Here is a 15493-nt window from a genome sequence, read left to right as displayed (position 1 = left end):
TACTCCGTCAAACGCGGGCGCGGGGCCTGACAGCCTGAGCGATGGTTGCGTAGATATCTTCTTCGACTGTCGCGGCGATCTCTAGGGTGATCGCAAGTGCATAGGATATGTCGGCATCGCGAAAGCTGGCGTTAAGAGCCCTTGCCTGCACGCCCACAAAGAGCCCCTGGGCGTCAGTAAAGGCGCTACTGGTCTCGCCCTCAAGTACGAGATGCATGATAGTGCCCCGCCGCATGTCGTCGGGATGCGGCTGAAGGACGCTCTTTACTCCACGCCAGAATTTGCGCTTGCCCTGCTGGTCTACGATATCCAGCGTGGCGCCGCGATAGGCTATGGAAGTCGGATGGAACGGTGGCGACCATGCAAGCGTCATTACGATCCTGCGCAGCTCTCGGCTTTTGATCATGCTTGCCGGGATCGGGACGCGGTATTCGTGAAGCTGCTCATTGCTAATGACGTCATCGGCAAGCAGCGTGATGCGGTTCGATTCGCCGCTGATGACGCGCTCGAAATCAGGCCTTCCGAACCCAAGGAACTTGGTGATGCTCCCGCGCCGCTTCCGCCACTGGGCAGATCCGGGAGGCGGATAGATGCTTTCCAAGACGGCTCCGTGAGTACGCCACGCGGAGCTGTGTACGAGCAAGGCTCTGGTGGCGGTTGCTGCCCGATCGAAGGTCGCAAGAGAGGCGCCCTCCTCAGCTAGGGTTTCTTCCAAGGCATCGACGATCCTAATTCCTGCACGGGTCACAAGTGCCGCGGCGTTGCTCGTACCTGTCGACCTAAGTGTGCGCGACGAACTCCCTGCGAGCGGGTCGGGGGCGGCGGCCTTTTGACCGAGTGCCGCCACACTTGCCGGCCATAACACGTGTCCGGACGGCGTGTCGGACGTACGGGCGATCTGCCTCCCGCCGGCCTCGACGAGGTCGGGCTTTAAGGCTCGGTTGATACCTGGACCTATCGCGCTGCCGAGATTGGTGACGGCGATTTCAGGAAACGGATCTTCTACTCCAATCGGGCACATCCCGGCTGCATCTACATGCAGCGCACCAACCGTAATCGCACCCATCGCCTCCGCTGGACTGAGGAGGCCGCGAATGCCTTTCGTCGCTTCAACCGATAGCATCGTCGCCGCCTGCCGTTCGATCGGGGTTGCTGCGAGATAGGCAGCATCGTCAGGGAAGCTGGTAAGAAACTCACGCGGTATGTTGCCCGCGCTGACAACGAAGAGAACTCCGTATTCCGTGCTCATCCAGTCCAGCAGACGCGCCCATACACTCGGACGCGTGACAAAGGCGCCTTCTGCGTCGCATATCGAATGGTTGATAATAATCACTCCTGGACCTGTCGGCTCTCTGCCGTCGAGGCCTTCCTTGAGCGACTTGACGGCGCGATAGATCAGGCCGATCGGAAGGTAGTCCGAATCCAGTCTTTCGTCAGCGAGCCCTTGTGGGGCAGCAAGGATTGGAACTGCCTTTAGCTTTCTCGAAAGAGGCTCGTCTCCGGCAGCAAGGTCGCCGTGAAGTATCAGTGACGCGATCGCCGTGCCATGATAGCGCCGATCTACCGGAACGGTCGCAGCCGTTATGTCGACCTCCTCGACCTCAACCCGCCCAGCGAGGAGCTGATGGTTCGACATTGGATAGCCGTCGAGGATTGCCGCAACCGCAGGCCGAAGTTCTACCCCCTCCTCCAGTTCTTGCTCAGCTAAGAATTCGCCACGGTCCTCCGACGGCGCCGATCCGTAGAAGGACTGGGGCCGGATCGACATAATCTGATCCGCATTAGCGACGACGCCAGATCTGGACTCTACTTGTCCCGCTTCTTCGGCTGGCACTTCCACCAGCGCGACCTGGTATCGGATCGGATCGATGTTGACGAAGTCCACGATACGACCGCCAACTCCGTTGAGTACGGTTTGTAGGCCTTCACGTGCCCCGGCTCGGAGCAGAGGATCGCCGCGGAACCACAGGTCTACTTCCAGCCGTACCGGCTGAGCTGGGTTTCTCTCGAGTTGACGTCCGATGAAGGCTTGTGTCGCTGGGGCAACGCGGTCCGTCGCGTTCCATGGCCTAATCGCGGACAGATATCCGAAAACCTTCCACCATTCCCCTTCACCGTCCTTGGCAGCGCGGCCGCCTATGTATCTGTTCCACATCGCCAGAAGGCGATCAACGCCGGCAGCGGTGGGCATCGTGAGATACATCAGCGAGGTCACGACTTCTTCGTCGGCCTTCTCAGCCTCCGCAACGGCAGGTTCGGCGTTCGCATAATCTTCCGTCAGCCATTCGAAACCGATCCGCTCAACCGCTTCAACGAACTTTTCGATTGGACCGATGACTTCGAACACCAAGGCCCTGTCGGGCGAGGCGAAAGTGGGGTCCTGGACATTTCCGTTGGCAAAGGACTGCCGGAGCAGGTCCATGCTCGGACCAAGCCGCCGAGTCTGGCTCTCAGATGAGAGTGCCCGAGGCGGAATCATCCTTCTTCCGCCTTTGATTCTTTTTTGTACTCGCTGAATGCGACGAATTCGAACTATCGGACGGTTGGCGATTTTCCGCCTCCCCCAAATGCGATTTTCTATGCTCGAGCTTCACCAAAGCCGCCTGGATGGCCTGGTCAGGCGAAACACTTCCTCGGGACAAGACAATCTTTCGGCGGATGTCCAAAGTGAAAGACTCGATATCTGAAAAGTTCTTACCAATCAACGAGTCCACGAAGTTTTTCTCGCTTACGTTGCACTTGCTGCCGAAATCCTTAACCAAGCGTCGGAACCACTGCGCGATCTCGTCGCGACCCGGCAGCGGCACCTCGAGGCGGAGCTCGAAACGACGCCAGACGGCCCGGTCGAGAAGTTCCGGGTGGTTGGTTGCGCATACAATGACGCAATGGCTCGGTATAGAGTCCATCTGCAGAAGCAGCGAGCTCACCACCCGCTTGATTTCGCCAGTCTCCTGGGCGTCGCCCCGCTCCTTGCCGACCGTATCGAATTCGTCGAAGAACACTACGCACGGTCGTTGCGAGACATAGTCGGTAAGCTTGCGGAGCCTGGTCGCAGTCTCCCCCAGATAGCTTGCGATAAGGCCGTCATACCGTACGACCAGGAACGGCAACTCGAGCTCGCTGGCGAAAACTTCAGCGAGACTTGTCTTGCCTGTTCCGGGAGGACCGACGAGGAGAACCTTGTGGCGGGGCTCGAGCCCATGGGACCGGAGCAGCGTGATCTCCGCATATTCGTCGATGAATTCACGGATCTCCATCGTCGCGTGAGGTGGGAGAACTAGATCTTTCAGCTTCCGACGCGCATTGACTTGGACGAGCGAGCCTTCGACGCTCGCCGGAATGGTCGCGCTGCGGGCACGGGTATTGCCTTGCGGAGCCCGCGTACCGGACGCGGCCTTGTCAAGTCGGTCAGCCAGCCCGAGGTGCTGCTGCGCCCGAGCTTCGGTGGTCAGCGCCTGCAAGGCAGCGCGTGCAGGACCGGTGTCGATCATGGGCTCATCCCTTTTCCGCCCAGGCTCGTTGCGTGGCATCTGCTCGATAGTCCTCTGTGAAGCTTCCTTAATCATCATAGGTAAACCCGCAGCCATGACTAGAGTTCTAAATCAATTTTTGACGACAGTGTCCTTGTCGCCCAGTCTCACCGCGAGCGTCGGCCTCGACTGTATTCCACATCCAATCAGGGCCGCACCGATACGAGTCAGTGCAAGACTACACTTTCGAACCTTGCCTAACCGTGAACACCGCCAGGTGGAGAAGAACATCTCTATGCTCCGCTGGGGGACCAAGGTACCTTCCAACGCGGTAAGGTTAGGACAATTCTCTGGCGGCCACAACCGGCCCGCGTACGAAGCTGATTACGGCGCCTGTGTTGATCACAGCTTTTCTGATGATGCAGTTTGACGCGATCGTTATCGTCCGTCCCGTTCCGCCATGGCAAGCGCTTGTGATATGCTCTCGGTCAAGCTGCGGTAGGGCTCAGCCCTCTTGGCGATATCCTCTAGTTCCTTCTGGTCCCTGGAAGCCCGTGCCGGCCGTTCATCCCGGCGTTCGCGAATCCTGTCGAGGTCGTCGAACGACAACTCACCGCGGGGCTTCCTGTCCCATCGGTTCTTACCGTGATCGTCCACATAAGGCACGGCCACCCGCTTCCCCAGGCCATAGTGCCCGAACATGTCAGGTTCGACACTGCTCGTCCTGTTTTTAGCACGGCAGTTGTTGCGTATGAGAGCGCGCAGTCCGAGGTCGTTGAGGTGCATTCGAATATTGTCTAGTCGCTCCGGATATTCCGTGACCACTCTGAGCACGATCTTGTCGGCAGAGAACCTCCCCGTGCGGAAGGACTCGTCGATCAGATCTTCCAGAAAGGAGTGGAATTGACGCAGTTCCAAATCGCTCATCATGGCGCTCCGCAAGTTCGAGCATCTATTTAAGTCGCAATTCGAAACAAATCAAGAACGAGACACTGCGAACGCAACTGGGTTACGGAATGCTCTTTACCTGCTCTTTAGATAACGCCCCACGCCCGAAACCTCCCCCTCCCCGTCATCTCCCGGAGGCCGAGTTCCAAAACGATCCGCCTCGCCGCCTGCGGCGTCACATCCAGCGTCTTCGCCACCGTTTTTGCGGACACCAGGGGCCGCGCCATCACCAGCTCCACCAGCTCTGGCAATTTCGAGGAGGCTCGCCGTCCGTCCAGTTTTCGGTCCATCATTGTTTTCGTCAACGCCAGCCGGTCATGCTCTTTCAAGCCAATCTCGCCGGCTGCGATCAGGCCGTGAGCAATGGCGAGCAACCGGGTCACCCGATCACGATGCCGGCGCCGATCGACGGGAATAGTTTTCAGTCCGAGATTGATCGCCGCGAGATGGGCGCCGGAGGTGACGCCGGCCTGGCGCAGGATGGAGGCGGCAAATAGCCGGCCGAGCCAGGGCGCATGCTGAAGGACGGCCAGCTCGTTCCAGGCATCTAGGGCGACGATTGCCTGCAGCACCGCCGGCAAGTCTTCGGCCTGCCGCAACACGGCGCGCCATTCCTCGAGCCGCGCGTCCTCATCCCAGTCGAGATCATAGACCAGCGGATCGGCCGGAGCCCGGCCGGGTTTTTTGGCTTGTTCAATAGCGACGTCAGAGCGTGCGAGGATCGCATCGATCGCGGCATAGTCGATGCCGGGGAGATTTTCGATGGCATCACCATCTTCCCCCTCCCCTTCCGGATCACTTGCGACCGCGCGCCGCACGGTACCGGTCATCAGCACATCATCCGCATCGGCTGAAGGGATCTCCGCGGTTTTCCGTAAGGTACGAATTCCCTCGGCCGAAAGCGCCCAGCCCGGAAGTTGGCTGGCGATGCGTCGACGCGTGCGCAGGACGTCGCGGGCGATGGTCAGCTCATGGGTGGGTGTGCGAATATCGCGGGTGGCGTCGTGGAGGACGAGGTCTTCGAGATGGACGAGTTCGCCGTCGATCCACAGCGAGGCGCAGGCATCCGTGAAATGGCTGCGCTCGATAAAACCCTGCCCGACCGGCGAGCGGGCGATGCGCTCGTCCAAACGCGTCAGAGCAATACCGGCGTCGAAGACCGGCCGCATCAAGGTCGTCATGCTGATTTTCGTGAGATCGTAAGCCATTGAAATCACGATAAATGATTTCTTATACGAACTCTATTTAAATGTTGCGGCTCGCTACATCGTATGATTGCCGGTTGAGGTCATAACCATCGATAACCAACGTTTATCGATGGTATATAGCTAACACTGAAGCAAATATACTTAGTCGAGTGGTGCCTCTATCTTATCCTTTGCGATGAGCCACGTGACCGCTTCCTGTACGGCTTGCAGCGATGTGTGCCGGGGGACGAAACCTAGGAGACGCCGCGCTTTTTCCACCGAGCAGTTTGGGCTGCGCGCAATATGCTCCCATGTGGCTTTCGCGTCTTCGGCATTCTGGCCAGCCGCCCATTGGTCATAGGGAAGGAATTCCAGCTCCGGTTCGTGACCGAACCAGCGCGACATGCTCTCCGCATATCCGCGCAGCGTCAGAGCCTTATCGGAAACCGCGTGGAAGGCCTCGCCGATTGCCGTTGCACGAGAGGCGATGGCCGCCATGAACAAGCGGGCGACATCTTCCGCATGGACATGATGAACCGTCTCCAGGCCGAAGTTCGGCAGGACGAGCATTTCACTCCGCGCCAGCGTCGAAAACACCTGCGGATTGAAGTTGCCCTGCGGGTTGAGCGGGACCCAGCCCGGTCCGACGATGTGGCCAGGATGAACAATGGTCACGGGAAACCCGTCCTGATGCGCCTTCTTCAACAGGTAGGTCTCGATCTCGGCTTTCTTCACCCCATAGTCGCCGAAGGGATATTTTGCTGCGTCTTCAACTGTCGGTACAGCAACAGACGTGCCGTGGGTCCAGATCGTGCCTGTGTGAAGGAAATGACCGACGTGACCAGCCAGTGCTTCAACAAGCATTTCAGCGCTGGGTTTTGTGAAGCAGATCCTGTCGATGACGATGTCGGGCTTCAGAGACAGGATATCCTTGCCGAAAGTACCGGCGCGCTCCAGCGCCTCCCGATCCATTTGCAGACGTTCGACGTGACGCCAGGCCGTGTGCGGCTGGTAGGGTTCGGCCACGCCACGACTGATGGCGACAACCTCATACCCTGCTTCAACGAGGGTGGGAACAAGGTAGGTCCCGACATGCCCCGTTGCTCCAATCACGATCACACGGGTCATAACGTCACCTGACTGCCTGGTTGATGGAGGCTCGTGTTCGGTAACGTGCACCTGTCACTCGAGTTCCGAACGTGTGGAAACCTTCAGCTACATGGCGTTGTGCAAGGTGCACGACAGGACCGCCGGTCGTCCAATGGGATCACAACCGCCGAGGCTATATATGCATTGTCTTGTACACGTTCTGTTAACATCATCGCATTAGCAGGCTGGCCCCGGCCTCGGGCCGATCGAGTTCGACCAATTGTGGATGCCGTATGCGAAAGCACATTGCCTCACCCCAAACCCTCCAGCGCATGATCACCCAGTTCTGCCAGGTCAGGATTGCTCCTGTTGCGACACAACGCGACTGCCAGAACATTCGGGGCTACCTGCTGTCCCTTATTGCCAGACACATGCGGCCACCGATAAACGCCGGGCGCACGGATTGGCGGCAGATCGCCGATGATTGTGATCTTCGGCAGGAGATGTCGCAAGCATTGAAGCGAGCGATGCAGCCGGGACTTGACGCAATCGAACGCTGGATGCGTGATATCGGCGAGGCGGAGCCGGATCCAGCGCCATCCCGGCGAACTCAACGAACACAACAGCAGCCGAGAACACCGGTTGCGGACAGGACAGCGAGGGCCAAACGAGCTGTCAAAGACGTGCCATCATCCAGATCGCCAAGGACACTGCGCAATACGGTATCCACAGCGGCGCCGTCCCTGTCCAAGCCTGGACCAGATCCGCAACCGATCGACCCCTTCCCCGAGCCACTCTTCAGCCAAGGGCAGGATCCTGCTTCGTTTCAAGAGGCACTGAGCTACCAGATCCGCCGTTTTGGCGAGACCTACTATCGCCTGCATAAGGCCGTCGTCCATCCGGGCGAGGCCTTTGACAAGACTACGCTGCTGAGCTGGATCACCGGCATGAAGACGCCGAGGACTTTGGAAAGCCTCGCCATCCTCAACCGTATTGAAGCCCGCTATCGCCTTCCCCAAGGATACTTCAAAGCCAAACTGCCGCATGCCGCGCGCGCAGCATCGGGCCATGACGTCGGCAGCGACATCGGTCCAGCGGAACGCCGTCGATTGGCCTGGCATCTTCCGGACGACTTCAACAGTCTGCCCCATGCCAAGCGCGAGGAGATCCTTGAATGGGTCCGCCGCGTCATTATTACCGGCGCCACCGACTACAGGCGATATCAGGCAGCAGCCGTGCGTCAGCGATACGCCATACGCTTTCCCGGAATAGCCTATGGCGGCGGCCCATCGACCAGTTGCAACCTCCTCACAAGTGTGGACGATACAGATGAAGACGATGTCACGTCGATCGAGGATCCGGACCTCCTGTCCGGCGTGATCGATGCGCCACCAGCCCTTGCGATGGAAATGGCCGATCTCGTTAGCTTCAAGATATCGACGCTCACGGCACTCGGGTTTCAACGCCACGGGGTTTGGGGTGAAGAGACGGCGTCCCAAAAGATCGAGCATCTCGGACTGATGTTTGGGGCCCTTGCCGCCGCCCCCAGCAGTGCCGTGCGTGGGCGTGGCGTGCCGTTGTCGCACCTGACCTTCGGCATGCTGGTCTTCCCCGGCATCTGGGACTGGTATGTACAATGGCGTGAACGCCGCCGCGGCTTTTACACCGCCTGGGAAGTCGACATGCTGAGCGTTGCGCTGTCTTTGACCCGCGAGGGAACCGGCTGGCTGCGGCAGCATCCCGAACTCCTGCAGCGCGTCCGTGCCGTGCCCGGCCTGATCTCTCAGGCCGAGATCGATGACGCTCGCAATGATTGGCATGCTGCCTGCGAGCGTTTCTTCCAGTATGCCCGTCATCGCTCGAAAGAGATCCAGCGGGTCATGCGCGTCCATCGAGATCCGTTCGAGCCGATCATGCCGGTTCTGGAGGCGGCAAGCCCTCTTGCCGAGTATCGCAAGATCACAGAGGAGATCGTTCAGCGGATGCCGGACGAGCGCCGGTATCCGCGGGCCGCAGCCGAAGCCGTGCGTGCTTTCCTGATGTTGCGTCTCGGCCTGCATCTGGGGCTTCGCCAGAAGAACCTGCGCCAGCTCCTGCTCTGCCCGCGCGGTCATTTTCCGCGCTCCGAGCGGCGGCTGCAGGAACTGAAGCGAGGCGAACTGCGCTGGAACGACCGCGAGCGGGGCTGGGAAGTGCTTATCCCGGCCAACGCGTTCAAGAATGCCCACTCGTCGTTCTTCGGCTCAAAACCTTTCCGGCTGATCCTGCCCGATCTTTTGGGGCTCTACACCCATCTCGACGCCTATGTCGCGCGCCACCGCAGTGTCCTTCTTGGAAACGCGCGCGATCCCGAAACCTTCTTCGTCAAGACGGTGAAGACCACCAGCAAGGATGCGGCCTACGACCAGACGACTTTCTACGAGGCGTGGCGGCTGACCATCCAGCGGTACGGGATCTACAATCCCTATACCGGCCGCGGTGCGATCGAAGGCCTTCTGCCCCACGGGCCGCACAACGTGCGTGATGTGCTTGCAACCCACATCCTGAAACAGACCGGCTCCTACGAGCAGGCAAGCTATGCCATCCAGGACACACCCGACATGGTCGCCAGGCACTACGGCCGCTTCCTGCCGCAGGATAAGGCGGCGCTGGCGGCGAAGATCCTCAATCAGGTTTGGCAGGCGGCGTGAGGACCATGTGCCCCTCGCGCGCAGGCTCAGGTCTAACATGCAAAGGGAGCGGCTGATAACCGCTCCCTTTGCAGCTTCGTCACGACGGAAACAGGTAATGCTTCCACTCCACCTGCAGGCTCCCGACGTCCGGCTATATCCGATTACTTCTCGACGACGGTTCCAAGGCTGCTCGCCGGACCCTTCAACGCCGTACATGCTGAGGACCAGGCATTGGCGTCATCGCCGAGGGCAGTTCTCAACCAGGCCAGCGTCATGCGCTTCGTTGCCTCGAGCGCATCCGGCACCTCGACCTCTGTCTCCTTGGCGTCGAGCCCTGCAATGCCACCGAGGCCGTGGCCTACTCCGTGAAGGGTAAGAAGCGCATGCGCACCAACAGCGTCATGGTAGGCATCGGCGTGCCAATCTGGGCCACGGGGCGTAAAATGTGGATTGTCGTCTGCCCCGCAAACGACCAGGCTCGGCGTCGTCAGGTGTGAGAAGTCGAGGTCAAAGAATGGAAAGCGCGCAGCGTTCTCTTCTGTCAGATCTTTTCCACCACGTCCGGGAGCGGTGAGAAGGATCCCAGCCTTGATGCGTGGATCCCTAAAAGTCTCTCCATGGAGTTGCGCGCCCAGGAGCAGGCTCACCGTGTGGCCACCGAGGGAATGTCCTGCCGCCGCGATGCGGTCATGGTCAAGCCGGCCAGAGACGGCCGGCGCACGCTCCTCGATCTCTGACAAACGGTCGACGACTGTCCGTATCTCAGCGACGCGCTCGCGCCAGAAGAACGGCGCTCCTTCGGCGTCGTCAGGACGGCCGCCGACGCGGGAGCTCGCGTGGGTGGGCTGGATGACAGCAAAGCCGCGCTCCGCCCAGAACTGCGCCAAATGCGCGTAGCCGTCCTTCGACGGAACGTAGAATGACGGTCCGAATCCATGCGACAGAATGACGATGGGGAGGCGATCGCCTTTTGCCGGTGCAGTCAAACGCAGTTCCAGAGGCGGCCGTCCGTCGATATCGAGGCGGATCGGCGAGTAAGCTATCGTGAGGGCCCCGACAGACGTTGGGATACGGCGCGCGATATCGATCAGATTGTTCGTTGTCATTTGTAGGTCTCCTTGTGCGCTGCCAAGATGGACGCACAGGACGGGACGATCTATATTTAAACGCCCGTACCTATTTCGTGAAAGTCCAAATATGTCCGATCCACTCGCCCAGATCGTCTCGCTGCTCAAGCCCGTACCATCAATCGCCAAGCTGGTTATGGCCGGTGGGGCATGGTCGGTCGAGCGTCGCGAGCTTGGTAGTCCGTTCTATTGCGCGATTGTAGAGGGACGCTGCCTGCTCACGATCGCCGGCAGATCGCCGATCATCCTCGAGTCCGGTGATTTCGTTCTCGTGCCGCAAATCCACGCATTTACCATGAGCAGCCTTGAACCGCCTCCGTCAGGCACGTTACCGCGACGGCTGGAGACCGGTCCGGGCGTCTTCCGCCTCGGCGATCCTGACACACCGTCCGACGTCACGGCCCTGGTGGGTCACTGTTCCTTCTTGGCGAACGACAAGCAGTTGCTGAGCTCGCTGCTGCCGGACATCGTTCATGCTCGAGGCGAGCGGCGGCTCATGGATCTCGTCGGGATGATTCACGCCGAGATGGTCGGCGGACTTGCAGCGCGGGACATGATCCTGAGCCGGTTGCTGGAGGTTCTCTTCATCGACGCTCTGCGGAGTACAGGAGGGGCTGAGACATCTCCGGGATTGTTGCGCGGGCTTTCCGACATGCGCCTGGCTCCAGCACTACGACGCATCCATCAGGACCCGAGTGGAGGCTTGTCCGTCGAGGAACTAGCAGAGACCTCCGCTATGTCTCGGTCGGCATTCTTCGACCGCTTCCGAAGGCAGGTGGGCGTCCCTCCGATGGAATACGTGACGGGCTGGCGCATGGTGCTTGCAAAGGACCTGTTGGTCCGGCGAGAGGCGCCGCTGGTCGAGATCGCAACACGGATCGGTTATGCCTCCGCCAGCGCGTTCAGCGTCGCATTCACACGGCATGTCGGTGTCACGCCAGGGGTGTTCGCCCGAACAGACTGACCTCGACAGCCCTGTCTCGCCGCCTATTTTGTGCTCGTTCTGCCCTGCAATGCCCACTTCGAAAGCGCACAGCCGACACGAAATCGCTGTAAGGCATGTCCGCTTTCAAGTCGGTCTCTTATCGAGTGCGTTTTGCTGTACCCGACCAACTCCAGAGCGGGTACAGCGTTTCGGCGGCTCCCTAGACTTGCCGCAAGCCGCCTTCTACGCATAGTTCAGCCTCGGCGATGTAGCTTGCATCATCACTCAACAGGAACAAGGAGGCCGCAGCCACTTCTGACGGCTTTGCCATACGACCCATCGGAATCGGAGCAACAATTGCCGCGCGAGTGTCTTCCGCGACAGCAGCCATCATGGCCGTATCCGTAGGGCCGGGTGCAACGACGTTAACGCGAATACCTTTGGGTTCGAGTTCTGCTTGCATGAGCATCTAGTCTAACGAATGGATGTTAAGTCGAACTCGTGACGTGTTCCGGTGCTCCGCAGTGCAACCAGCAATCAGGCCCTCAACGCATCGACGACGATCTTGAACGCCGGCGAGTTCTGGCGGCGGCTCGGGTAGTAGAGGTAGTAGCCGGGAAACATCGGGCACCAGTCGTCGAGGATCTGGATGAGTCTGCCAGCGGCGACCTCGGCGGTGACGAGGCTTTCCGGCACATAGGCAATACCATAGCCTGCGATGGCCGCATCGATCATGGCGTAGGACGTGTTGAACGTAAGCTGACCTTCCACACGGACCCTGACCTCACGGCCGTCCTTTTCGAACTCCCAGGCGTAGAGACCGCCGGCTCGCGCCTGCCGGTGGTTAATGCAAGGGTGGCCGACCAGTTCCTGAGGCGCCTTTGGTGTCGAACACGTCCCCAAGTAATCCGGCGATGCGACCGCGACCAGCCGCCAGTCAGGGCCGATGCGGACCGCGATCATGTCCTTGTCCACGCTTTCGCCCAGCCGCACGCCCGCATCGAACTTCTCCTCGACGATATCGCGGAACCCGTTATCGCTATTCAACTCGACCTTGATATCGGGATACTGACGTAGCAGCGGGCGAAGTTTCGGCCAGACGATACTTTCCTGGGCATAGTCCGACAACGTGATCCGCACCGAGCCGACAGGTTTGTCGCGGCTCTCCATCAACTCGTCGATCTCGGTTTCGAGTTCCTCGATGCGCGGCGCAAGCGAGCGGATCAGGCGCTCTCCCGCCTCCGTCGGAACAACGCTTCGCGTCGTGCGGCTCAAGAGACGCAGCCCTATGCGAGCCTCAAGCTTCTTGATCGTATGGCTGATGGTTGATTGCGACGTACCAAGTTTTGCCGCCGCTTTGGTAAAGCTGCGCTCTTCCGCAACGGCGAGAAACCAGAGCATGTCGTTCAAATCTTCGCGCTTCATGACCGGCCGCACCACCCCTGCATTGATGTCGATCATCGATAAGTTCAAGCGAATTGCAATGGGTAATTTTCGGTCCCCATTAAGCTTATGTTGCGGTCATGACATCGAAAGCTGTGAAACACACTCATCTCGCCAGTGATCCAGACCTTGAACAACAGGTCGTTCCCGCTTCGCCCCTGCCGAAGGCCGCCTGGGGCGCGATTGTCTCGATGGCGCTCTGTGTTGCCGTCCTCATCGCCTCGGAATTCATGCCGGTCAGCCTCCTCTCCCCTATCGCAACCGAACTGGGGGTGACGGAAGGCCGGGCTGGACAGGCGATCTCGATCTCCGGCGTCTTTGCCGTTCTCACAAGCCTCTTTGTGTCCGGCCTGACGCGCAGGCTGGACAGGCGGCTGGTGCTTGCCTCGTTTTCGCTGATGCTGGTGATTTCAGGAACCATCGTCACGTTCTCTCCGAGTTATCTCGTCCTAATGATCGGACGCGCCCTGCTGGGCGTGGCGATCGGCGGCTTCTGGTCGATGTCCACCTCGATCGTCATGCGCCTCGTTCCCGAAGATTCCGTTCCCAAGGGTTTGGCCATGCTGAACGCCGGAAACGCCATCGCCGCCACGATTTCCGCACCGCTCGGCAGCCTGCTCGGGAGTTATATCGGCTGGCGTGGCGCCTTTTTCGCCGTCGTTCCGCTGGCGCTTGTGGCTCTCGTCTGGCAGTGGGTCAGCATGCCTTCGGTACCGCCGCGCTCCGCCGATACGACGTCCGGCATAAGGTCTTCCAACGTGTTCCGGCTTCTTCTTCGGCCGGAAGTCGCCATCGGCATGGCGTCGATCCTGTTGCTCTTCATGGGGCAGTTCGCATTGTTCACCTATCTTCGCCCTTTCCTTGAGACGGTCACCTCCGTTTCGATCTCGACCCTGTCGCTCCTCCTCCTCCTGATGGGAATAGCAGGTGTCGTGGGCACCTACGTCGTCAGCCAAATGCTGGGCACCCGGCTCTTTCCCGTCCTGATCACGATACCGTTGCTCATGGCCGTGATCGCGCTGGGCCTGATCGCCTCGGGATCGTCCGCCACGTCGACCGCCTTCCTGCTCATCGGCTGGGGCCTGCTCGGCACGGCGGCACCGGTGGGCTGGGGCACGTGGCTGAGCCGAACCATGCCCGACGACGCCGAAGCCGGCGGCGGGCTGCAGGTCGCAACCATCCAGCTCGCCATCACGCTCGGGGCCTCGACAGGCGGCGTGCTGTTCGATGCGACGGGCTGGTGGACGACTTTCCTGTTCGCAGCCGTCCTTCTGGCCGGCTCTTCCCTTCTCGCCGCAGTGGCTTGGCGTTCTAAATGTCGCTGACATCCCGCGACACCCGATCATCTTCCGTCGCCCCCTGAACCAAGGACCCATCGATATGACTGATGAAACTTACCTCGACGACCTGAAAACTCCGACGACCGGCATCGATCGTCGCAACCTGCTCAAGATGACGGGTGCCGGCGTCGCCGCTCTCGGCACGATCTCCATTTTCGATACGATGACTGCAAAGGCTCAAGACATGTCCAACGGCGCTTCCAACTTCTACACCAGCGATCGGGTGACATCGCAGAAGGTCACCTTCAAGACCCAGTACCAGACCGCTGTTGCCGGCAACCTGTTCCTTCCCAAGGATATGGACCAGGCCGCCAAGAATCCGGCCATCATCGTCGGCCACCCGATGGGCGCCGTGAAAGAGCAGAGCGCCAATCTCTACGCCACTAAGATGGCCGAGCAGGGCTTCGTCGCCATGTCGATCGACCTGCCCTTCTGGGGCGAGAGCGAAGGCCAGCCGCGCAATGTGGTGTCGCCGGAAGCCTACGCGGAAGCTTTCAGCGCAGGCGTGGACTTCCTCGGCTCGCAGCCTTTCGTGGATCGCCAGAATATCGGCGCCATCGGCGTTTGCGGTAGCGGCAGCTTCGTCATCAGCGCCGCCAAGATCGATCCGCGCATCAAGGCCGTCGCCACGGTCAGCATGTACGACATGGGCGCCGCGTTCCGCGATGCGCTGAACAAGTCCCAGACGGTCGAGCAGCGCAAGGCCTTCATCGCCACGGCAGCCGAACAGCGCTGGGCAGAAGCAGATGGCGCCGGCATCCAGCACATTGGCGGCACCACGCTGGAACTGACGGCCGAAACCGATCCGATCCAGCGCGAATTCTACGACTTCTACCGCACGCCGCGCGGTGAATTCACGCCGGCGGGCGTGACCCGGGAGACGACGACGAAGCCGAGCCTCAGCAGCAGCGTGAAGTTCATGAACTTCTACCCGTTCAACGATATCGAGACCATCTCCCCCCGCCCGATGCTGTTCATCTCGGGCGACCAGGCCCACTCGAAGGAGTTCAGCCAGGAGGCCTACAACAGGGCGTCGGAGCCGAAGGAACTCGTCTGGGTAAAGGGCGCCGGCCATGTCGATCTCTACGACCGTGTGGATTTGATCCCCTTCGACAAGCTGAAAGGCTTCTTCGACCAGCACCTCGCATAAGCCTGTAAACCGCCGACGATCTCGGCCCCGTTTTCATGCTTCTCTTCCCGGCCGGTGTCCGCGCGACATCCGGCCGGAATACCGGCTCGTCGTCCGACAGGCAGGTTTCCGTACGGCCTGCATCGGCCACCGGCCAAAGGCC

Annotated in this window: 11 protein-coding genes and 1 pseudogene; 4 read left to right on the top strand and 8 right to left on the bottom strand. The window is 60.2% G+C overall.

Annotated features, from left to right (window positions below; all coding sequences use genetic code 11):
* Positions 1-7 precede the first annotated feature (7 nt).
* The 5 genes from G8E10_RS18705 to G8E10_RS18685 form a co-directional block, all read right to left on the bottom strand.
* Positions 8-2422, bottom strand: coding sequence for a S8 family peptidase (locus G8E10_RS18705; protein ID WP_167130262.1), 2415 nt, complete (start codon positions 2420-2422; stop codon positions 8-10).
* A 28-nt stretch (positions 2423-2450) separates the two neighbouring features.
* Positions 2451-3491: an AAA family ATPase gene (locus tag G8E10_RS18700; RefSeq protein WP_167130261.1), complete on the bottom strand. Its 1041-nt coding sequence runs from the start codon at positions 3489-3491 to the stop codon at positions 2451-2453.
* A 417-nt stretch (positions 3492-3908) separates the two neighbouring features.
* A complete protein-coding gene (locus G8E10_RS18695) occupies positions 3909-4397 on the bottom strand; it encodes a hypothetical protein (protein WP_167130260.1) in 489 nt (162 codons plus the stop codon).
* 107 nt (positions 4398-4504) lie between these two features.
* Positions 4505-5635, bottom strand: coding sequence for an RHE_PE00001 family protein (locus G8E10_RS18690; protein ID WP_167130259.1), 1131 nt, complete (start codon positions 5633-5635; stop codon positions 4505-4507).
* A 132-nt stretch (positions 5636-5767) separates the two neighbouring features.
* Positions 5768-6733, bottom strand: coding sequence for an NAD-dependent epimerase/dehydratase family protein (locus tag G8E10_RS18685; RefSeq protein ID WP_167130258.1), 966 nt, complete (start codon positions 6731-6733; stop codon positions 5768-5770).
* Between the two features lie 254 nt (positions 6734-6987).
* Here G8E10_RS18685 and G8E10_RS18680 point away from each other — a divergent pair, with 254 nt between their 5' ends.
* Positions 6988-9384, top strand: coding sequence for a hypothetical protein (locus G8E10_RS18680; protein WP_167130257.1), 2397 nt, complete (start codon positions 6988-6990; stop codon positions 9382-9384).
* Positions 9385-9527: 143 nt separating this feature from the next.
* On the opposite strand, the gene G8E10_RS18675 is transcribed toward G8E10_RS18680, so the two are convergent.
* A complete protein-coding gene (locus tag G8E10_RS18675) occupies positions 9528-10472 on the bottom strand; it encodes an alpha/beta hydrolase family protein (protein WP_167130256.1) in 945 nt (314 codons plus the stop codon).
* A 91-nt stretch (positions 10473-10563) separates the two neighbouring features.
* On the opposite strand from G8E10_RS18675, the gene G8E10_RS18670 reads away from it, so the two are divergent.
* The gene (locus tag G8E10_RS18670) at positions 10564-11457 is read left to right on the top strand and encodes a helix-turn-helix transcriptional regulator (RefSeq protein WP_167130255.1); all 894 of its coding nucleotides are present in this window, start codon (positions 10564-10566) and stop codon (positions 11455-11457) included.
* 181 nt (positions 11458-11638) lie between these two features.
* Here G8E10_RS18670 and G8E10_RS18665 read toward each other — a convergent pair.
* Positions 11639-11875 (bottom strand): annotated as a pseudogene (locus G8E10_RS18665) (SDR family oxidoreductase); the annotation flags it as partial.
* An 80-nt stretch (positions 11876-11955) separates the two neighbouring features.
* Positions 11956-12843, bottom strand: a complete 888-nt coding sequence (locus G8E10_RS18660) for a LysR family transcriptional regulator (RefSeq protein ID WP_110808388.1) — start codon at positions 12841-12843, stop codon at positions 11956-11958.
* Between the two features lie 98 nt (positions 12844-12941).
* Between G8E10_RS18660 and G8E10_RS18655 the strand changes: the two genes are divergently transcribed.
* Both G8E10_RS18655 and G8E10_RS18650 read left to right on the top strand, forming a co-directional pair.
* The gene (locus G8E10_RS18655; protein ID WP_281517660.1) at positions 12942-14186 is read left to right on the top strand and encodes an MFS transporter; all 1245 of its coding nucleotides are present in this window, start codon (positions 12942-12944) and stop codon (positions 14184-14186) included.
* A gap of 55 nt (positions 14187-14241) precedes the next feature.
* Entirely contained in the window at positions 14242-15351 is a 1110-nt protein-coding gene (locus tag G8E10_RS18650; RefSeq protein WP_167130254.1) for an alpha/beta hydrolase, read from the top strand.
* Positions 15352-15493 lie beyond the last annotated feature (142 nt).

The organism is Ferranicluibacter rubi, from assembly GCF_011603255.1.
GTDB classification, from domain to species: domain Bacteria; phylum Pseudomonadota; class Alphaproteobacteria; order Rhizobiales; family Rhizobiaceae; genus Ferranicluibacter; species Ferranicluibacter rubi.
The sequence above is the reverse complement of the archived record's forward strand: the minus strand, read 5'-3'. Positions and strand labels throughout refer to the sequence as shown.